Annotated in this window: 17 protein-coding genes and 1 riboswitch; of the genes, 9 read left to right on the top strand and 8 right to left on the bottom strand. The window is 56.8% G+C overall.

All coding sequences use genetic code 11. The annotated features are described in order from the left end of the window. Positions 1 to 37: 37 nt before the first annotated feature. Both GGE09_RS14740 and cobW read right to left on the bottom strand, forming a co-directional pair. Positions 38 to 490: a GNAT family N-acetyltransferase gene (locus GGE09_RS14740; RefSeq protein ID WP_309746917.1), complete on the bottom strand. Its 453-nt coding sequence runs from the start codon at positions 488 to 490 to the stop codon at positions 38 to 40. Continuing rightward, entirely contained in the window at positions 487 to 1,563 is a 1,077-nt protein-coding gene (cobW, locus tag GGE09_RS14735) for a cobalamin biosynthesis protein CobW (protein ID WP_309746916.1), read from the bottom strand. Before cobW ends, GGE09_RS14740 begins: the two co-directional genes overlap by 4 nt. Positions 1,564 to 1,639: 76 nt before the next feature. Between cobW and GGE09_RS14730 the strand changes: the two genes are divergently transcribed. Further along, a complete protein-coding gene (locus tag GGE09_RS14730; protein WP_309746915.1) occupies positions 1,640 to 1,990 on the top strand; it encodes a DUF1636 family protein in 351 nt (116 codons plus the stop codon). Between the two features lie 19 nt (positions 1,991 to 2,009). Here the strand turns inward: GGE09_RS14730 and GGE09_RS14725 are convergent, their stop codons facing one another. The 3 genes from GGE09_RS14725 to GGE09_RS14715 form a co-directional block, all read right to left on the bottom strand. Next, entirely contained in the window at positions 2,010 to 2,525 is a 516-nt protein-coding gene (locus GGE09_RS14725; protein ID WP_309746914.1) for a hypothetical protein, read from the bottom strand. A 3-nt stretch (positions 2,526 to 2,528) separates the two neighbouring features. Further along, positions 2,529 to 3,206 (bottom strand): CbtA family protein, encoded by a 678-nt coding sequence (locus GGE09_RS14720; protein ID WP_309746913.1) that lies wholly within the window; start codon positions 3,204 to 3,206, stop codon positions 2,529 to 2,531. A gap of 219 nt (positions 3,207 to 3,425) precedes the next feature. Next, entirely contained in the window at positions 3,426 to 3,608 is a 183-nt protein-coding gene (locus GGE09_RS14715; protein WP_309746912.1) for a CbtB domain-containing protein, read from the bottom strand. Between the two features lie 37 nt (positions 3,609 to 3,645). After that, positions 3,646 to 3,867: riboswitch (cobalamin riboswitch) on the bottom strand. A 214-nt stretch (positions 3,868 to 4,081) separates the two neighbouring features. Between GGE09_RS14715 and smc the strand changes: the two genes are divergently transcribed. The 3 genes from smc (at position 4,082) to GGE09_RS14700 (ending at position 9,458) form a co-directional block, all read left to right on the top strand. Beyond that, a complete protein-coding gene (smc, locus tag GGE09_RS14710; protein ID WP_309746911.1) occupies positions 4,082 to 7,537 on the top strand; it encodes a chromosome segregation protein SMC in 3,456 nt (1,151 codons plus the stop codon). An 89-nt stretch (positions 7,538 to 7,626) separates the two neighbouring features. Then, positions 7,627 to 9,030 (top strand): GMC family oxidoreductase, encoded by a 1,404-nt coding sequence (locus tag GGE09_RS14705; RefSeq protein ID WP_309746910.1) that lies wholly within the window; start codon positions 7,627 to 7,629, stop codon positions 9,028 to 9,030. Further along, positions 9,030 to 9,458, top strand: a complete 429-nt coding sequence (locus GGE09_RS14700) for a hypothetical protein (RefSeq protein WP_309746909.1) — start codon at positions 9,030 to 9,032, stop codon at positions 9,456 to 9,458. Before GGE09_RS14705 ends, GGE09_RS14700 begins: the two co-directional genes overlap by 1 nt. 9 nt (positions 9,459 to 9,467) lie before the next feature. On the opposite strand, the gene GGE09_RS14695 is transcribed toward GGE09_RS14700, so the two are convergent. Beyond that, on the bottom strand, positions 9,468 to 10,640 hold the full coding sequence (locus GGE09_RS14695) for a lytic murein transglycosylase (RefSeq protein ID WP_309746908.1): 1,173 nt from the start codon (positions 10,638 to 10,640) through the stop codon (positions 9,468 to 9,470). Positions 10,641 to 10,850: 210 nt separating this feature from the next. Between GGE09_RS14695 and GGE09_RS14690 the strand changes: the two genes are divergently transcribed. From GGE09_RS14690 to GGE09_RS14670, 5 genes are all read left to right on the top strand, one after another. Continuing rightward, on the top strand, positions 10,851 to 11,504 hold the full coding sequence (locus GGE09_RS14690; RefSeq protein WP_309746907.1) for a peroxiredoxin: 654 nt from the start codon (positions 10,851 to 10,853) through the stop codon (positions 11,502 to 11,504). A 151-nt stretch (positions 11,505 to 11,655) separates the two neighbouring features. Next, the gene (locus tag GGE09_RS14685; RefSeq protein ID WP_309746906.1) at positions 11,656 to 12,699 is read left to right on the top strand and encodes a glycosyltransferase family 4 protein; all 1,044 of its coding nucleotides are present in this window, start codon (positions 11,656 to 11,658) and stop codon (positions 12,697 to 12,699) included. After that, the gene (locus tag GGE09_RS14680; RefSeq protein ID WP_309746905.1) at positions 12,684 to 13,412 is read left to right on the top strand and encodes a glycosyltransferase family 25 protein; all 729 of its coding nucleotides are present in this window, start codon (positions 12,684 to 12,686) and stop codon (positions 13,410 to 13,412) included. Before GGE09_RS14685 ends, GGE09_RS14680 begins: the two co-directional genes overlap by 16 nt. Continuing rightward, the gene (locus GGE09_RS14675) at positions 13,405 to 13,977 is read left to right on the top strand and encodes a CatB-related O-acetyltransferase (RefSeq protein ID WP_309746904.1); all 573 of its coding nucleotides are present in this window, start codon (positions 13,405 to 13,407) and stop codon (positions 13,975 to 13,977) included. The genes GGE09_RS14680 and GGE09_RS14675 overlap by 8 nt, the downstream gene beginning before the upstream one ends. Further along, complete coding sequence (locus GGE09_RS14670) at positions 13,974 to 14,825, top strand: alpha-1,2-fucosyltransferase (RefSeq protein WP_309746903.1); 852 nt, start codon at positions 13,974 to 13,976, stop codon at positions 14,823 to 14,825. The genes GGE09_RS14675 and GGE09_RS14670 overlap by 4 nt, the downstream gene beginning before the upstream one ends. Here the strand turns inward: GGE09_RS14670 and GGE09_RS14665 are convergent. Continuing rightward, on the bottom strand, positions 14,822 to 15,880 hold the full coding sequence (locus tag GGE09_RS14665) for a hypothetical protein (RefSeq protein ID WP_309746902.1): 1,059 nt from the start codon (positions 15,878 to 15,880) through the stop codon (positions 14,822 to 14,824). The genes GGE09_RS14670 and GGE09_RS14665 overlap by 4 nt on opposite strands. A 199-nt stretch (positions 15,881 to 16,079) precedes the next feature. Next, a complete protein-coding gene (gene pnp, locus GGE09_RS14660) occupies positions 16,080 to 18,203 on the bottom strand; it encodes a polyribonucleotide nucleotidyltransferase (RefSeq protein WP_309746901.1) in 2,124 nt (707 codons plus the stop codon). Positions 18,204 to 18,288 lie beyond the last annotated feature (85 nt).

The following is an 18,288-nucleotide window of genomic DNA, read 5'->3' as shown; positions in this document are numbered from 1 at the left end:
TTTATTGAGTATTTGGGGAACATTGAAGCTGTTTGGGTTACAGGCTGCGTTCCATGAAAAGGCTGGCGGGATGTTCGGGGTAGTCGCCAAAGGGACCGCGGAAGGTGAAGCCGTGTTTTTGGTAGAGTTTATGGGCGGCGGTCAGGGTGTCGCCGGTTTCCAAACGGATCACGGGCAGGTTTTGGGCGCCTGCGGTTTTTATTAATTCGCCGATCAATGCGTCGGCAGCGCCTTTGCCACGGGCGGCGGGTTCGGTGAACATGGATTTCAGCTCGCCATAAGTGCCTTTATTGGCCAGCGCGCCGCAGCCGATGGTTTGATTGCCATCGCGCACCACAAGGAAGGTGATGTTTGGGGCGCAGAGATCGTCGATTTCCAGATAATGACAGCTTTCGGCGGGAAAAAGTTCGGTCATCAGGGCGTGGCTGGCTTCCAGCAGCCGTGTGGCTGCTGGATCATGGGGGTCGCCGATTTGAACGGTGAGGGTCATGCGGACAGGGCTTGCGTGATGGCGGCTTGGTCGAGACCGCTTTCGCCGATCACCACAAGGCGGGTTGTGCGGGGTTCGTCGGTGCCAAAGGCGCGGTCGAAATAGGTGTCCACGCGAGGGCCAACGGCCTGCACGGTCAGGCGCATGGGTTTGTCTGTGACGGCGGCAAAACCTTTCAGGCGCAGGATGTCGTGTTGGCGGATCACGTCTGCTACGTGTTTGGCAAAGGCAGCAGGGTCGGTGATTTCGGCGCGTTCTACCACGAAGGATTCGAATTCGTCGTGGCCATGTTCGTGGTGATGATGATCGTCGTCATCATCGTGGTGGTCATCCTCGTCATCATGGTGGTGATGGTGGACTTCGTGTCGGGCATCAAGGTCGTCTTCGGCGGCGATGCCCTGGCCCAGCAGCACATCTACAGGCAGGGCACCCATAGCGGTTTTGACCACTTGCACGCCTGCGCGGCTTTCGGATTTCAACCTGCTAACCAGCGCGGTGCTTTCTTCATCGGACAGAAGGTCTGATTTATTTACCACGATCATGTCGGCGCAGGCGATTTGGTCCTCGAACAATTCGGAAAGGGGTGTTTCGTGGTCGAGGTTTTCATCCAGTGCGCGCTGCGCATCGACGGCGGCCACGTTATGGGCGAAGCGGCCCTCGGTCACGGCTTTGCCATCTACCACGGTAACAACGCCGTCCACGGTAACGCGGGTGCGGATTTCGGGCCAGTTGAAAGCGCGCACCAGCGGTTGGGGCAGGGCAAGGCCAGAGGTTTCGATCACGATATGATCCGGCGCGTTTTCGCGGTTCAGCAGTTTTTCCATGGCTGGAACGAAATCATCGGCCACGGTGCAGCAGATGCAGCCGTTGGACAGTTCCATCACATCGTCCTCGGTGCAGGTTTCGTCGCCGCAGCCTTTCAGGATGTCGCCGTCCACGCCCAGATCGCCGAATTCATTGATGATCAGCGCGATGCGTTTGCCGTTGGCGTTTTGCAGCATGTGGCGGATGAGGGTGGTTTTGCCTGCGCCCAGAAAACCTGTGACGACTGTGGCGGGAATTTTGGCGGGCATGGATTGATCCGATATTGTTGGTGAATGGGGTTTGCGCTATGCGCAGTTGTCTAAGGGTTTAACGCGGGAGGCAGCTGTGCGCCATAGGGTGATCGTCTGCACAACATGTCGTGCAAAAGGAGAGGCCGCGCCGCGAGGGGCGGCACTGGCAGCGTCATTGCGCGACAGGTTTGCCGCCGATCCGCAGTTGCAGGATTTCGCGATTGAAACCCATGAATGCATGTCAGCCTGCGCCACGCCCAATGCGGTTTCGTTTCGGGCAACAGGCAAGGCTGTGTATTTGTTCGGGGGCGTTGACCCTGTCACAGACCACGAGGATATCGCCGCATTTGCCCTGCTATACGCCGCCGCACCCGACGGCTGGATCGAAGATGCGCGGCCTGCGGGGCGGTTGCGGTTTTGTCTGATCGGGCGTGTGCCTGCATAGACTTGTCCGGTTTGCAGGGTCACGGGGCGGTCACTTTCATTTCAACGCGCACGGGTTTGCCATCCACGTTGATCGGGCTGTGGTTGTTGGCGTTCAATTCAACCGCGATCAGATGCTCGCCCGTTGTCAGGCCGCTGATATGAAACCACGGGCCATAGACACGGGCCAGTTTTACCCCGTCCACATAAATATGGGCGTGGCCTTGGTTCGGCGAGTTGTCCTGATTGACGGTTTCAGGGCTGAAGGCAAAGTTCTGGGTCTGGATTTCAAGGTTCCAGCCTGCCACCGCGTCAGGGTGCAGGATTGCCGTAACTGTGGGCGCGGTGCCGTCATCTGCCATGGAAACAGCTTGCATCTGGCTGTGATCATGCCCTGCCATTTCTGCCATTGCTCTGGAACTAGCGCCGGAACTAGCGCCGTGGCCTGTTGCGTGGTCATGGCCGTCCAGCGTGATCCCTTGCGAGGCAGCCCAAAGGAACCCGAGGCCTGTTCCAAAGAACAGGCCGATGATCAAAAAAGCGATTGGGTTGCGCATGGGTTAAGCCTCTTTATTCCAGAAATACCCGGCGAGCATGCCAAGGACAGCCCAGCTTGCCAAGCCGACAGCCAAAGCGCGGGCGGCGAATTGGGCGGCGATTTCCGGTGGGACGGGGCCGACAAAAGTGTCTGGGTGGGGCGCGCCGATCACATGGGGAACGGCGAGGCAGATCAGGGCGACGGCCCAGATCACGGGCGATTTTCCAAAAGCGATTAGCCACAGGCCAAGGGCTGTCAGCGCCACTGTGCCAAACCACCAGACCTGCCGCGGGGCGACATCTGCGGCGGCGGCACCGGGGAGTTCGGGGGGCAAGCCGGCGGCGGGGGCCAGTTGCAAAGCGACAAATCCCGCGATGCCCCAGATGATGCCACTGCGTATCGAAATGTCATGGCCGCGCTCGCTGGCTATGGCGATGCCTGCGACCAATAGAAAGGCATAACCTGTGTAAATTATGGCCGTGAACAAGACGCTAAGACCATCGCGCAGCGGGTCAAAGCCGGGTAAATCCGCTTGGGCCGGGGTGCCGGCGCCCGTTGGGCCAAAGTGGGTGAGACTGCCGTTTTCGAACAATTCGGCATGCAGCAGTAGGGGTTGCACCAGTAGGAATTGCAGTAAAGCAGCAACCAGTGCAGTGATAAAACCGGCGAATATCGCCGTGGTTATGATACGGGTGAGCATAGTAAAATCCATAGCTTCCGCGCAAGGTGGCGCACAGGATGCAACCAGCCTTTGACGGGGGTTCTGTCTGATAGCGCCCGATAGGAAAGGCCAAAGCGCCAGTCTACAGACTGGATGGGCCATGGTTTAGCAGCCAGCACGCTGATGCGAACCGGCTGGTGGAACTGTCGGGCGACTGTATGACGGGCGGCGCGACGGGGTGTCAGCGCCACAGCACGTTTAGTGGCAGGGAAAGCCGGTTGCGTGACGGACATCATGTGCGGCGTCGTGCAATGTGGTGGCTTGAACGTGACCCGCGATTGTGATCATGCCAAGGCCGACAAAGGCTGCAAAGGCAATTGCCAGAACATTGCTGCTGATCAGAGCTTGGGGTTTTACGGCTGCTTGAGCTTTAGTCTTCATATGTTGGTCTCCTTTTGCCGCCACTCCCGACAGCATGGGTTAAGGTCCGGTGCCGGGCTGGTCTCCTGACTTGCGGGTCACGGCTTTGTTCGACCTTCCCGAGGCGAACCTCAGTGGTATTTTCGAACATCGCTCGCCGCACACAGTCGCGGGGGCGGTTGTGGTTTTAGGCCCCGGAGTTCGGTCTGCCTTGTCCACATTCCCAATTAATCCCCGACGCTTAGCGTCTTGATGGGGAACCTTGCCAGACCTTTGTGCCTGTAAACGGCCCTTCGGGTCAAGTCGGATTGCGACAGGGGGAATTGTTTTTACGGCGCTTTCAGCCCTGTCATGATGGTGGGTTTTCGCCCGAGTGTACCAATATCTTGTGGATAACTTGGTCTGATCGCCCAAATACAGGGGTTTTTAGTTGACTCACAGGGCAGGGGCCAAGAATTTGGACGGCAACACAGAATCAACGGGGCCAGTGCAGCTTGCAGTTTTCCAAAATCCGTCTGACGGGCTTCAAAAGCTTTGTGGACCCGACCGAGTTGATCATCTCGGACGGGCTGACGGGGGTTGTGGGGCCGAACGGCTGTGGCAAATCCAACCTGCTGGAAGCCCTGCGCTGGGTAATGGGCGAGAACCGCCCCACTGCTATGCGCGGTGGCGGTATGGAAGATGTGATCTTTGCAGGGGCCGCATCGCGCCCCGCCCGCAATTACGCCGAGGTGATGTTGACGCTGGACAACCGCGAACGGTTGGCGCCCGCAGCGTTTAACGATGCGGACACGCTGGATGTGGTGCGGCGGATCACGCGGGATGCGGGTTCGGCCTATAAAACCAATGGCAAGGAAGCGCGGGCGCGGGATGTGCAGATGCTGTTTGCCGATGCCTCGACCGGGGCGCATAGTCCGGCGCTGGTGCGTCAGGGGCAGATTTCAGAGCTGATCAACGCCAAGCCCAAAAGCCGCCGCCGCGTGCTGGAAGAGGCCGCAGGGATCAGCGGTTTGTACCAACGCCGCCATGAAGCAGAGCTGAAACTAAACGGGGCGGAGGGCAACCTGACCCGTGTGGATGATGTGATTGAACAACTGGAAAGCCAGTTGAACGCGCTGGCCCGTCAGGCGCGGCAGGCGGCGCGGTATCGCTCTATTCTAGATGAGCTGCGCCAGTCCGAGGGGCTGTTACTGTATCGTCGTTGGCGCGAGGCTGATCTGGCCATGGCCAAAGCAGCTGAACAATTGTTAGCCGCCACGCAGCTTGCGGCCAGCGGGCAGGGCGGCGCGGCCAAAGCGGCGCGGCTGCGGTTGGAGTTAGAGGGCAAAGTGCCCCCTCTGCGCGAAGAAGAGGCGATTGCGGGTGCGATTCTGCAACGCCTGTCGGTAGAGCGGGATGCGCTGGGCGATCAGGAGAACCGTGCGCGGGCGACGATTGACACGTTGCGCGGGCGAATCGACCAGCTTGGCAAGGATATTGACCGCGAAACCGGTCTGAACCGAGATGCGGAAGAAACCATAAAGCGGCTTGACTGGGAACAGGACGCGCTGGCCAAAGCATCCGAAGGGCAGGATCAAAAGATCGAGGATGCGGGGATTGAAGCGCAGGATGCTGCAGGTGTGATGCAGGAGAAAGAGGCGGATCTGGACCGCTACAACGAAGATGTGGCACGCCTGTCCGCACGGCATCAATCGGCCCATCGCCTGTTACAAGATGTGCAATCGGCACAGGTCAAACGCGAAGAACAGGCGCAGGCGGCTGCGCAAGCCGTGACACAGGCCAAAATGGGTATGGCCGAGGCCGAAGCGCGTTTGGCCGAGGCCAGCACCACACATGCTATCGCACAAGAAGCAGCGTTGCGGGCGGATACGGAGCTAGGCGAAATTGAAGAACGCCGCGCCGAAGAACAAGCCCGCGACAGCGATGCACGCGCGGATCTGTCCGAAGCAGAGGGGGAGGCGAATGCGCTGAACGCCGAAGTGGGTGCGCTGGAACGGGTGATCGCGCGGGATCAATCCGGCGGGGCGCAAGTGTTGGACGAGGTTCGCGCCAACAAAGGCTATGAGGCTGCGCTTGGGGCATCTTTGGCCGATGATCTGAAAGCACCTATTGTGGGTGCGGATGGGGTGTCTGGCTGGGCGCAATTGCCTGACTATTCCGCCGTGGCTGACCTGCCTGTGGGCGTGGTGCCTTTGGCGGATCACGTGACGGCCCCTGATGTTTTGTCCCGCAGATTAAGCCAGACAGGTGTTGTGGCCCAAAGCGATGGTGCGCGGGTGCAGGCGGATTTGAAGCCGGGTCAGCGACTGGTTAGTCTTGAGGGTGATTTGTGGCGCTGGGACGGATTTCGCGCAGGTGCTGATGACGCCCCATCAGCGGCGGCGTTGCGTCTGCAACAGATCAACCGTCTGGATGATTTGCGCGTGGCCCATGAAACGGCAGCGGATGCCGCCGCTGAGGCCCGCGAAGTATTTGAGGCGGTTCACGCCGCCCTGCAAGCCACAATCGCGGCAGATCAAGAGGCCCGTCGCGCCCGTAAAGTGGCCGATGAAACCGCCAATATTGCCACCCGCGCCCTGAGCCGTGCCGAGGCGGATCGCGATATGTTATCCGGCAAGGTGGAAACGCTGACCCAAACGCTGGCCCGGTTGCAGGAAGAGGCTTTGGCAGCGGCGGCGGCAGTGAAAGAGGCCGAGGCCGGCGTGCGGGAATTGGGGGATTTATCCTCGGCCCGCGAAACAGTTGAGGCGATGAAAGTTGCAGTTGAAGCGGCTCGGATGACCATGCTGACCAAACGCAGCCTTTATGACGAGCAGCGCCGCGACGGCGAGGCGCGGGTCAAACGGCGTCAGGAAATCACCAAAGAAGTCAGCGGCTGGCGTCATCGCCTTGAAACCGCTGAAGCGCGGATCGAAGAACTGGCCTCGCGTAAGGAAGCCTCTGAGGAGGAATTGAAAGAAGCCACGGCCGCCCCCGAAGAAATCAAGGCCAAACGGGAAGAGTTGGGTCGTGAAATCGACAAGGCGGATGCGCGGTTGAAGGCGGCCTCTGACGGGTTGGCTGTTGCCGAAACCAACCTGCGACAGGCCGAACAGGGCGAACGGGATGCAGAACGGGCAGCATCAGACGCACGTGAGGCCCGAGCCCGTGCGGACGCCGTGGCAGATTCAGCGCGGATTCAGGTGGAAGCTGCAGCGGATCGTATCCGCGAAGAACTGGAAATCTCGCCCGAAAAACTGTTGGAACAGCTTAAGGCTGACCCCGATGATATGCCCCCCGCAGGGGTGATCGAAAACGATGTGGCCCGCCTGCGCCGTCAGCGCGATGCGCTGGGCGCGGTCAACTTGCGGGCCGAAGAAGACGCCAAGGAAGTGTCCGAAGAACGCGATACATTGGTCACAGAAAAATCCGATCTGGAAGAAGCGATCAAAAAACTGCGCAGTGGCATCGCCAGCTTGAACAAAGAAGGCCGCGAGCGGCTGTTGGCGGCATTCGACGAAGTGAATTCAAACTTTGCAGTGCTGTTCAAACACTTGTTTGGCGGCGGTGATGCCAATCTGGTACTGGTGGAAAGTGATGATCCGCTGGAAGCGGGTCTTGAAATCATGTGCCAGCCGCCGGGCAAAAAACTGAGCACGCTAAGCCTGTTGTCAGGCGGGGAGCAGACCTTGACCGCACTTTCGTTGATTTTTGCGGTGTTTCTGGCCAATCCCTCCCCGATTTGTGTGCTCGACGAGGTGGATGCGCCGCTGGATGATGCCAACGTCACGCGGTTTTGCGATTTGCTGGATGAAATGACCCGCCGCACCAACACGCGGTTCCTGATCATCACCCACCACGCCGTAACCATGAGCAGGATGGACCGTCTGTTCGGTGTGACAATGGCCGAGTTGGGTGTCAGCCAGTTGGTCAGCGTCGATCTGCGTCAGGCTGAAACTTTGATTGGCTGACAGTGCTGATTAAAAAGTCTTGAACGCAAAGAAAAGATGGATTCTAACAGCTTCAGCGATTGCCGCAGGAGCCTACCATTTTTTCAACGTTGACCATTGACCAAGCAAAGTCCGAGACATGGGATGTAATCATCGCCGGGTCCAGCTTTGCCGCTATGTTTTTCCTGCGCGGATTGCCAAAGAACCTGCGGGTTCTGGTGGTGGAAAAAGGCGGGGTTCAACCCCACGGGGATCAGATAGCAAACGGCACCAGAATTGATGAAAACATCAAAATGGACAACCGGGCCGAAGACAGTAAAAAATGGGTGGCCCATACGCTGTTTGGCGGTAATTCCAACTGTTGGTGGGCCTGTACGCCGCGGTTCCATCCAAATGATTTCCAGCTCAAAAGCCTTTATGGGGTGGGGCTGGATTGGCCGATATCCTATGACACGCTAGAGCCGCTCTACGCCGAGGTCGAAGCAGTAATGGATATTGCGGGCGGTGGGTCAGATCATATCCTGCCGCGTAGCACGCCGTTTCCGTTCCCCCCCCATATGCCCAGTCGAACGGATGTTGCTTTGCAAGCTCATTCACGCAATTGGTTTGCGCAACCGACGGCCCGATCCAATGGGGGACGGCGGGCGCAATGTTGTACGAATGGCGTGTGTAGCCTGTGCCCTGTCGATGCAAAGTTTTCAATTCTCAATAGTGTTGATTTGTTTGAACGGGAGGGTGTTTCGCTGGTCTTGGGGGCTGAAGTACGGGCCGTAAACACGCAAGCTGGCATTGCCCGTGGCGTGCATGTTATTGATGCAAGCGGGGCTGCGCATGATCTGAAAGCCGACCTTGTCGCCCTTGGCACCAATGCAATTTTTAACGCAGGGATTTTGCAGCGCAGTGGCGTGACGTCTGCTGCTTTGGGCCGCTATTTGCATGAACAAGTGGCGTTGGTGGTGGTTCTCGATCTGGGGGCGGGGCAGCGGAATTATTTTGGCGGCACGTCGATTACGGGACACGGATATGATCTGTATGACGGGCCGCACCGCGCGGAATATGGGGCGGTTTTGATGGAAAACCACAATGCCCCTGTGGCTGTGCGCCCGGAAATGGGGCGCTGGACCGAACGGTTACGGATAAAATTGATTGCCGAGGATCTGCCCCAAGCGGAAAACCGTGTGCTGTTGCACGACGACGAGGTGATGACCCAATGGGTCGGTCATTCCAGCTATGGGTTGAGCGCGCTGGACGCTGCGGTGGCGCGACTGCCTGAAATCCTGCCGTTTGACATCGAAAACCAGTTTGTCAGCCCGCCGCTGATTACCGAGGCGCATATTCAGGGCACGCACCGCATGGGCGATGATCCGGAACAATCGGTGGTGGATTCCAATTTGAAATGCCACGGGATTCGGAATGTTCTGGCGCTGGGGGCCGGGGCTTTTCCTACGGCCTCGGCGGCAAATCCGACGTTAACCTTGTCAGCTTTATCGCTGCGCGCAGGGCGGGCTGTGTGATGGCATTTTCCCGCAGAGCCGTATTGTTATCAGGCGTGGCGCTGCTGGGCGGCGGCGCATTCACAGCTTTTCAACTGCGCCCCCAAGGGTTCGTCGATATAGGGCGGGCGGTTTTGTTGCGGGTGTATGGCCCCGCAGCCGTGGCAGGGGCGGGCGAGGATTTCTTACGCGATGCCGATGCCTATTTGCGCCGTGAAACCCGTCTGCACAAATTACAGACCCTGCATTTCATGCAGCTAGGCTTAGGGGGGCAGGATTGGACCGCTGCCAAAAAGCAGGTGGAAGACTTTATGATCCAACGTTTTGCCATGTCGAGCACGGTTGTTGCTGCCACTGAAACGGGAGAGCCGATTGAATATATTGGTTTCTTTGATCCTTATTCCGCGCCCTGCAGCAACCAGCTTTCGGCCTTTAACGCCCCTGTTTGAAATCGCCGCCTAAAGTTTGGACAACAAGTCTTTGGTCGGCCATGCATCCGCTGGAAGCCCCAATCTGATCTGTTCCTTGCGGACTGCATCGCGGGTTTTTGCGCCTAATATCCCGTCGATTTTTCCCACGTCATAGCCCTTTTGGGATAATTTTTGTTGCAAGGATTTCATCTGGCTGTCGGATAGGGAGGGGTCCGGATTGCCCTCGTCAAACCGTGGTGCGCCTGCCAACCGTGTGGCAAAATAGGCGGCTGTGGTGACGTAAACCAAAGATTGGTTCCACTCGAAATAAACCTTGAAGTTGGGGAGTGCCAGAAACGCAGGCCCTTTGCGCCCTTGTGGCAGCAGGATCGAGGCCTGCAAACCCGCTGCAGGCATACTTACGCCGCGGGCCTTTACACCGCGCGCTGCCCATTCGGAAACGGGTTTTGAGGTGTTCAAACCAGTCTGCGCCCAGTCAAGCGTATCTGGCACCGTGACTTCAACCAGCCAGGGTTCATTGGCGTGCCAGCCATGATGGGCAATCACATTTGCGCCAGACATCAGTGCATCCGCCGCCGAGGATTTCAGCGTGACATGCCCGTCCCCGTCACCGTCCACCCCCCGCGCGATGATATCGGCGGGCAGCATTTGCACCATGCCGATTTCCCCGGCCCATGCGCCTGTTGTCTTCGTTGGGGAAAAATCTCCCCGTTCGAACAAGGTTAAGGCGGCGAAAATCTGCGGGCGAAACAGGTCGGGACGGCGGCAATCATGGCTTAGGGTCAGCAGAGCATTCAGGGTGTTGAAATCCCCCTGAAACGCGCCGTAATCGGTTTCAAGTGCCCAAAACGCCAACATAACCGAGGGATCGACGCCGTAGGTTTGTTGAATTTTGGCAAAAGTCCCAGCGTATTTTTTGCGGTTGCTCTGCCCTTTTGACATGCGGTCCGCAGAAATCACCCGTTTGGCAAAATCTGTGAAGTTCAATTTGAACACACCCTGCGCGCGATCCGCAGAGATTACCTTTTTGTCGATGCGTGCATGGGCTAGAAATTGATCCACCGTTGCGGGTTGATGCCCCGAAGCGACCGCTTCGGCCTTGATGCCTGCCAGAAAATTATTGAATGATCCCCCGCAGGTTTTGGCCAAAAGTGGGGTGGCAAGGGTGCAAAACAGGGCGGCGGTCAGAATAGATTTCATCAGTAAAACGGTCCTTTGAATAGGCTTGGGCGTATTTGCGGAAAACAACACAGGCAGGCTGTGTAAGGCAAGGATAATCGAGAGGCGCCGGGGGATCGGCAAATCTTGGTGGTTTCATGAAGCGATCTGCACGGCCCCTGTTTGGGCCTTGAATTTTTCCCGACAGAAGCAGAAACTGACGCCAACTCAACTTTGACATAGGAGAAGACTATGGGTTTGCGGATCAACGATGTAGTGCCGAATTTTACGGCGGAAACCGATCAAGGCAGCTTTCAGTTTCATGACTGGATCGGCGACAGCTGGGCGATTCTGTTTTCACACCCCAAAGATTTCACCCCCGTTTGCACAACAGAATTCGGCGCTGTGGCGCAGCTGGCGGACGAATGGGAAAAACGTGGCACCAAAGTGATGGGCGTGTCCGTTGATGGAGTGCCAGAGCATAAGAAATGGAAAGTGGACATTGAAAAAGTGTCTGGCGCCAAAGCCGGTTTCCCGATTATTGCGGATGAAGGTTTGGAGGTGTCCAAAGCCTTTGATATGTTGCCCGCCGAGGCGTATCTGCCCGATGGCCGCACTCCCGCGCACAGCGCGACTGTGCGGTCTGTTTTCATCATTGGGCCAGACAAACAGTTGAAACTGTCCATGACCTATCCGATGACTGTAGGCCGTAACTTTGCCGAGATTTTGCGCGCGCTTGATGCCTTGCAAACGACGGCGAAACACGGTGTTGCGACGGGTGCAAACTGGACAACCAGCGACGATGTGATCATCCCGCCAGCGGTTTCCAACGAAGACGCCAAGGCGAAATTCGGTGAATTCACCAGCGTTCTGCCCTATCTGCGCACCACAAAACTGCCAAGCTAATCTTTGTCGCGCGCGTTGAGCTTTTCAACGCGCGCGCTTTCCTATCTGTACGCGCCGTTTGTGCAGGCGGCGGCTGTCCTTTATAAAAGCATGTAAACTTTGGAAAAACCGTCTAAAATCGGTTGATCACTCCGCTGATAAGGACGCCCGCGTGCCAGAGCTTTTCGTCACCAATTTCAACCGAAATTTCACCGGCGTTTCTGCAACGGCGGCGGGTGTTTTGGGCGTGCAGCAGGCCCAGTTTGATCTGGCGCTTGTGGGCGAGCCACTGCCCAACTGCCCAGATCCGATCAGCCGAAAGGCGGCAATCGCTGCGTCCAAAATGCCCCCGAACAGGCGGCCGTTTGCAATCTGGCATGTGCGGCGCAATCCAGAAATGCGGGTGGCGATTTGGGCACGGGATGTGCTGCGGCGCCCGATCAAGATTGTGTTTACTTCGGCGGCGCAACGCTATCATTCAGTCTATCCCCGTTGGTTGATAAGCCGGATGGACGCAGTGATTGCGACCACCCCCGAGGCGGCGAAATACGTGCCTCATGTAAAGGCTGTTGTCCCCCACGGCGTTGATGTAAAACGCTTTTCGGCTGGGCAGGACCGCGCGAGTGATTGGGCTGCACTTGGGTATGGCGGTAAATTCGGGCTGGCAACCGTGGGGCGCGTGCGTCCTGAAAAGGGCACTGATTTGTTTGTGGATACGATGATTGCAGCGCTGCCGGATCAGCCAGATGCAGTTGCGTTGGTTGTAGGGCGTGCTGCGCGTGAGCATCGCGGATTTGAACAGGGGCTTAGGGATCGGGTTGCCGCGGCGGGCTTGTCGGATCGCATTTTGTTTGTGGGAGAGCTGCCGCCCGAAAAACTGCCCGCTTTGATGCGGGGGCTGTCCCTATTGGTGGCACTGCCGCGCTATGAGGGATATGGGATGACCCCGCTAGAGGCTATGGCCTCGGGCGCGCCTTTTGTGGCCAGTGACGCGGGCTATTACCGCGCGTTTTCGGGTGATGGGGCAGCGGGGATTGTTGTACCACAAGAAGATACCCGTGCCGCCGCGACTGCGATCACTGATCTGTTGAACGCACCGGCCCGTTTGGCGCAGATGTCAGCGACGGCAATTGCGCGGGCGCGGTCGGACTATAGTGTTTTGCGCGAAGCCGAGGGCATCGCAAACGTGTATGAGGCATTATGGCAGCACGGATAGAAACCCTGATCATTCACTTGGCACGGGCCACTGCCCGGCGGGCGCAAGTGGATGCATTGCTGACTGCAACGCCTTACCCCGCGCGGGTCATTGGGGCCGTGGATGGCCGTGAGATGAGCACCGCACAAAGGGCGGCTGTGATTTCTGACCAGCCGCTTTTTGCCCCGAGCTACCCCTTTACGTTAAGCGCCGGAGAAGTTGGTTGCTTTCTAAGTCACCGCGCGGCATGGCAGGAAATTGTGGATGGCGGGCTGGATGCGGGTCTGATCCTCGAAGATGATCTGGCGCTGGTTGCCGGGTTTGATGCTGCGGTTGCTTGCGCGGCGCAAAATGTGGGTGATCTTGGCTATGTGCAATTTCAGGTGCGCGAGGTTGCAGATAATCAAGTGATCATGCGGGGTGACAATGTTCGAATACTACAGCCAACTGTGACGCCCTTGCGCACGTCGGCACAGATGGTCAGCCGCGCGGCGGCACAAAAATTACTGGACCTGACGGCGCAGATTGATCGTCCCGTGGATACTTTTTTACAAAGCCATTGGCACACGGGGCTGCATCTGTGTTGCGTCGTGCCATCGGGCGTAGAGGATCGCACGGCGCAAACGGGAGGCAGTACCATTTCAACGGGCAAACCGTTCAGCGAGAAAATAGCGCGGGAATGGAAGCGGGCGTGGTATCGTCGTGCAGTTAAAAAACGGAGCACGAATGTTTAAGTTTCTGGCCATGACGTTGTTTAATAAACGCAACAAAACCCGCATTAAAAGCACGCAAGTTTCTTTGCGGGCGGACATTGGGACGGGTGTGAAAATCCAGCGCGGCAGCTTTGTGGATAAGCATTGCAGCATCGGAGCGTATAGTTATTTGGGTAATAATTGTTCCGTGTCGGTTGCCACAATCGGGCGCTATTGTTCGATTGCAGATACTGTTGTCATCGGTCCGGGCGCGCATGATCTGGATGCTGTTTCAACCTCGGCAGAGTTTCAGAAAGAGGCTTTTGCCGATCTTACACGCAAGCCCTGTGAGATCGGCCATGATGTGTGGATCGGTACCCAGTCTGTAATCCTGCGAGGCGTAAAAATTGGTAACGGTGCGGTTGTTGGGGCGAATTCAGTTGTGACCCGTGATGTGGCCCCGTTTGAGGTGGTCGCAGGCAGTCCTGCGCGCAGGTTGAAGAAACGCTTTTCGCCAGAGCGGGAACAGGCGATTGTGTCCAGCGCGTGGTGGTTGCTGGATCGCGACGAGGCCGCGAAACAGATCGAACGATTGGATGCCTTATGATTTCTACACGTATTCGCGGCGGGCTGGGCAACCAGTTGTTTCAATATTGTGCGGGGCGCGCTTTGGCGCTGCGGTTGGGAGCGGATCTTTCGTTGGATTTGCGGGATTATGATCGGCCTAAAGCGTTTAAAGTAGGGTTGGATCATTTCAATATTTCCGTTGTACCGCCAGTCGGGTTGCCTGCGTCACGGGAGGACGGGACGATCAGGGCTTTGTCCAAAATCTTGCGCGGGGGAGGGTTAAAGACCTATCGCGAAGCCTCTCTTGGTTATGACGTGGGTGTTGAGTCTTTGGGGGACCAAACCCATCTGAAAGGCTATTGGCAGTCAGAGCGGTATTTTCAGGGTTTTGAGGAACAAATCCGTGCGGATTTGCAGATCGTCACCCCGACAAATGCGCAAAATGAGCAAATGTTGTCGGAAATTGCCGATTGTACTGCGGTCTCGTTGCATATCCGTCGGGGGGATTATGTCAGCAATGAAAAGTACAATGCGGCCCATGGCACCTGTGATCTTGGCTATTACGAACGGGCAGCAGCCTTTGTGGCGGAACAGGTGGAAGATCCTGTAATTTATGCGTTTTCGGATGATCCTGCTTGGGTGGAAGAGCATCTGAAACTGCCGTTTGAGGTGCGCTATGTGGGGCATAATGACGGGGACACCAACTATGAAGACCTGCGTCTGATGGCGGCGTGTCAGCATCACATCATTGCAAATTCTTCGTTTTCCTGGTGGGGGGCTTGGTTGAATCCAAAGCCGGATAAGATCGTGGTGGCGCCGACCCAATGGTACGCCGATCCTAACAAACAGAACCCTGATATTCTGCCGAAATCGTGGTTGACCGTTTAGCGGCGTTTGTCTTTTCTGCGTTTGCGCAAACGGGCTAGGGCCAGATCGAAATTCGGGGCAAGTCCTTGGATTGTGCGGCGGAGCAGCATTTCCGGAACACTGCCGCGCCCGCCTTTTTCGGGCCAAAGGGCCCTTTCCGCGTGAATGATGCGGGGCGTTGATGGTTCGGCAGGGGTGGCCATTGCGGCTTTTGTCAGCCGTGCAAACAGCCCCAAAGTGTTGAAGTCTTCGAGCAGCAGGTCTCGGGCTTGGCAAAGGGTATCTAGGCGGTCAGACCAAAGATCGTTTTGCCGCGCTTGCATCATGATGTTTGTAGCGGTGTCTGGATCATCCATATCAAGGGGGACGATACTGTCAGCGGGCAGTTCATCAGCCACATTGGTACAGCCCACATAAAACGGCAGCGCCCAGCACAGCAGCGGGTCTGCCAGCTTTTCCGTCCACGTGTACCGTCCTGCACCGTTTTCCAGCGCGAGGTGATATTTATGGGGTAAAAGCGCGTCCATCTTATCGTCTACAGGTTTGAAACCGCGCCCGTAGAGTTCGATGTGTTCAGGGATGCGGTCTTTCAGAATTTCGATAAAGGCCAGCCGCTTTCGGTGATAGTCGGTGCTGGCCTTGGTGCTGGTAACAATCGAGATTTTATCGTCTTTGGCGGGCGGTTGCAGGGCTTTGAAATGGTCATATCCCAGTGCCGCATCGAGGTTCTGAAAATCCACACCTGCAAACCATAGCAGGCAGTAATTGTGGTTCAGCCGCTCTGTTGTCAGCGGTTTGGTCCCCGGTGCAACGATGGTGCCGAACTGGTTCAGGAAGGCGGCGGAATAGGGGTGAATATCCTCAGGCTCGCCCGCGACAAAGGCGGTGCGGGGTTGTGGCAGGCGTGTTGGAACCGACCAAGAGGCGCGGGTGTAGACGATCAGCACATCCGCAGCAGGGTCCACATCCAAACCAAAGGTAAAGCGGACGCCGTTAAAATCAGGCGCCTTGTTTGGCGCCTGCTTTAGAAACAGGCGCGGGTCGATGTCCGTCAGGATGTGGGCGTGTGAGGGCATATGAGGGTCGCTGAACCGGTTTTTGGGGTCGAAACACGCATATGGCATGCGGTTCCCGAGGGGATTTGTAGTTTAGCAGGGCGTTTCAGGCAAGTTGGACCTGCGTCGCAGCAGGTTGAGACCACAAAAAAGGCCCCGCAAATTTGCAGGGCCTTTCTGTTTCACCAATCGCCCCGAAACGGGTTCGGGGCGATGTGGCTTATTCTTCGTCAGAAACTTCTTCGCCAGTTTCCTGGTTGACCACTTTCATGGACAGACGCACTTTGCCGCGATCGTCAAAGCCCATCAGTTTGACCTTTACGGACTGACCTTCGGACACAACGTCTTTGGGGTGGCCAACGCGTTCAGTGGCCATTTGGGAAACGTGCACAAGGCCGTCCCGCTTGCCAAAGAAGTTCACGAATGCGCCAAAGTCCATGACCTTCACAACAGTACCGGTGTAGATCGTGCCGACTTCGGGTTCTGCGGCGATCGACATGATCATTTCGCGGGCTGCTTCGATTTGGGCACCATTTGAAGAGGCGATTTTGATCACGCCGTCGTCGTTGATGTCTACTTTCGCGCCAGATGTTTCGACGATTTCGCGGATCACTTTACCGCCAGACCCGATGACTTCACGAATTTTGTCAGGGTTGATCTGGATGGTTTCGATGCGCGGTGCATGCTCTGAGAAAGACCCGGTCTCGGACAGGGCTTTGTTCATTTCTTCAAGGATATGCATGCGGCCGTCTTTGGCTTGTGCCAAGGCTTTTTCCATGATCTCGGTGGTGATGCCGGCAACTTTGATGTCCATTTGCAGGGACGTGATGCCGCTTTCTGTACCAGCCACTTTAAAGTCCATGTCGCCGAGGTGGTCTTCGTCGCCCAGGATGTCTGTCAGAACAGCGTATTTGCCGTCGTCTTCAAGGATCAAGCCCATTGCAACACCCGCAACCGGTGCTTTCAAAGGAACGCCCGCGTCCATCATGGACAAGGAGCCACCACAAACAGACGCCATGGAAGAGGAGCCGTTTGATTCCGTGATTTCTGACACGATGCGAATTGTGTAAGGGAAATCCGTTGGCGCAGGCAGCACAGCCTGAAGCGCGCGCCATGCCAGTTTACCGTGACCGATTTCACGACGGCCCGGGCCCATCATACGGCCACATTCACCAACCGAGTAGGGAGGGAAGTTGTAGTGCAGCATGAAGTTGGAGCGGAACATACCTGTCAGCGCGTCGATCATTTGCTCGTCGTCGCCAGTGCCCAGTGTTGTTACGGCCAGCGCCTGTGTTTCACCACGTGTGAACAGGGCAGAACCGTGTGTGCGTGGCAGCAGGCCAGTTTCACCAACGATAGAGCGCACTGTTGAAAGGTCGCGACCGTCAATGCGTTTGCCTGTGTTTACGATGTCACCGCGAACAACCTTGCTTTCCAGCTTTTTCATGGCTGTGGACAGGTTGCCGTCTTCGAGTTCTTCGTCGCTCAGACCCGCTTTGATCACGTCACGGGCAGCAGAAATCGCAGCAGTGCGTTCTTGCTTGTCTGTAATGGCGAAAGCAGCGCGTACGTCTTTTTCACCGATTGTGGTGATTTTCGCCAGCAGTTCAGAGTAATCCGGTGCTTGGAAATCAAACGGTTCTTTGGCGCATTCTTCGGCCATGTCGATGATCAGGTCGATCACAGGCTGGATGCTTTGGTGCGCGAATTGAACAGCGCCCAGCATTTCAGCTTCGGTCAGTTCATAGGCTTCGGATTCAACCATCATCACAGCGTCTTTGGTGCCGGCCACAACCAGATCAAGGCGTTGTTCAGGGTTGTTGCGCAGTTCGTGCATGTCATCCACAGACGGGTTCAGCACATATTCGCCGTTCACAAAGCCAACGCGACAGCCGCCGATTGGGCCCATGAAAGGGGCACCAGACAGGGTCAGCGCAGCAGAAGCCGCGATCATTGCCACCATATCAGGATCGTTTTCCAGATCGTGGGACAGAACTGTCAGGGTAACTTGGGTTTCGTGTTTGAAACCTGGCAGAAACAGCGGGCGGATCGGACGGTCGATCAGACGCGCGGTCAGTGTTTCTTTTTCAGTTGGGCGGGCTTCGCGTTTGAAAAATCCACCTGGGATTTTACCAGCGGCATAATATTTTTCTTGGTAGTTTACGGTCAGCGGGAAGAAATCCATTCCCGGCTTTTCTTTTTTGGCGAACACAACAGCGGCCAGAACAGATGTTTCGCCCAAAGTGGCGATCACGGTGCTGTCGGCCTGGCGTGCAATTTTGCCAGTTTCCAGAGTCAGCGTTTCGCCGCCCCATTCAATTGATTTTTTGACTTCGTCAAACATGTCGTTTCCTGTCTAAGCTATGGGGCCTTCCCGCATAGCCATAGTTGTTTGGGTGCCCCATTGCACCCCGCCCCATACCATCATT

Origin of the sequence: Roseobacter sp. N2S (genome assembly GCF_031454055.1) — a bacterium.
GTDB lineage: Bacteria > Pseudomonadota > Alphaproteobacteria > Rhodobacterales > Rhodobacteraceae > Amylibacter.
This window is presented reverse-complemented; position numbering and strand designations above follow the sequence as displayed.

What these genes read in the sequence shown, in the direction of transcription:
- GGE09_RS14740 (WP_309746917.1), bottom strand. Translation starts at nt 490, where the DNA reads ATGACCCTCACCGTTCAAATCGGCGACCCCCATGATCCAGCAGCCACA.
- cobW (WP_309746916.1), bottom strand. Translation starts at nt 1,563, where the DNA reads ATGCCCGCCAAAATTCCCGCCACAGTCGTCACAGGTTTTCTGGGCGCA.
- GGE09_RS14725 (WP_309746914.1), bottom strand. Translation starts at nt 2,525, where the DNA reads ATGCGCAACCCAATCGCTTTTTTGATCATCGGCCTGTTCTTTGGAACA.
- GGE09_RS14720 (WP_309746913.1), bottom strand. Translation starts at nt 3,206, where the DNA reads ATGCTCACCCGTATCATAACCACGGCGATATTCGCCGGTTTTATCACT.
- GGE09_RS14715 (WP_309746912.1), bottom strand. Translation starts at nt 3,608, where the DNA reads ATGAAGACTAAAGCTCAAGCAGCCGTAAAACCCCAAGCTCTGATCAGC.
- GGE09_RS14700 (WP_309746909.1), top strand. Translation starts at nt 9,030, where the DNA reads ATGGCATTTTCCCGCAGAGCCGTATTGTTATCAGGCGTGGCGCTGCTG.
- GGE09_RS14695 (WP_309746908.1), bottom strand. Translation starts at nt 10,640, where the DNA reads ATGAAATCTATTCTGACCGCCGCCCTGTTTTGCACCCTTGCCACCCCA.
- GGE09_RS14690 (WP_309746907.1), top strand. Translation starts at nt 10,851, where the DNA reads ATGGGTTTGCGGATCAACGATGTAGTGCCGAATTTTACGGCGGAAACC.
- GGE09_RS14680 (WP_309746905.1), top strand. Translation starts at nt 12,684, where the DNA reads ATGGCAGCACGGATAGAAACCCTGATCATTCACTTGGCACGGGCCACT.
- GGE09_RS14675 (WP_309746904.1), top strand. Translation starts at nt 13,405, where the DNA reads ATGTTTAAGTTTCTGGCCATGACGTTGTTTAATAAACGCAACAAAACC.
- GGE09_RS14670 (WP_309746903.1), top strand. Translation starts at nt 13,974, where the DNA reads ATGATTTCTACACGTATTCGCGGCGGGCTGGGCAACCAGTTGTTTCAA.
- GGE09_RS14665 (WP_309746902.1), bottom strand. Translation starts at nt 15,880, where the DNA reads ATGCCCTCACACGCCCACATCCTGACGGACATCGACCCGCGCCTGTTT.
- pnp (WP_309746901.1), bottom strand. Translation starts at nt 18,203, where the DNA reads ATGTTTGACGAAGTCAAAAAATCAATTGAATGGGGCGGCGAAACGCTG.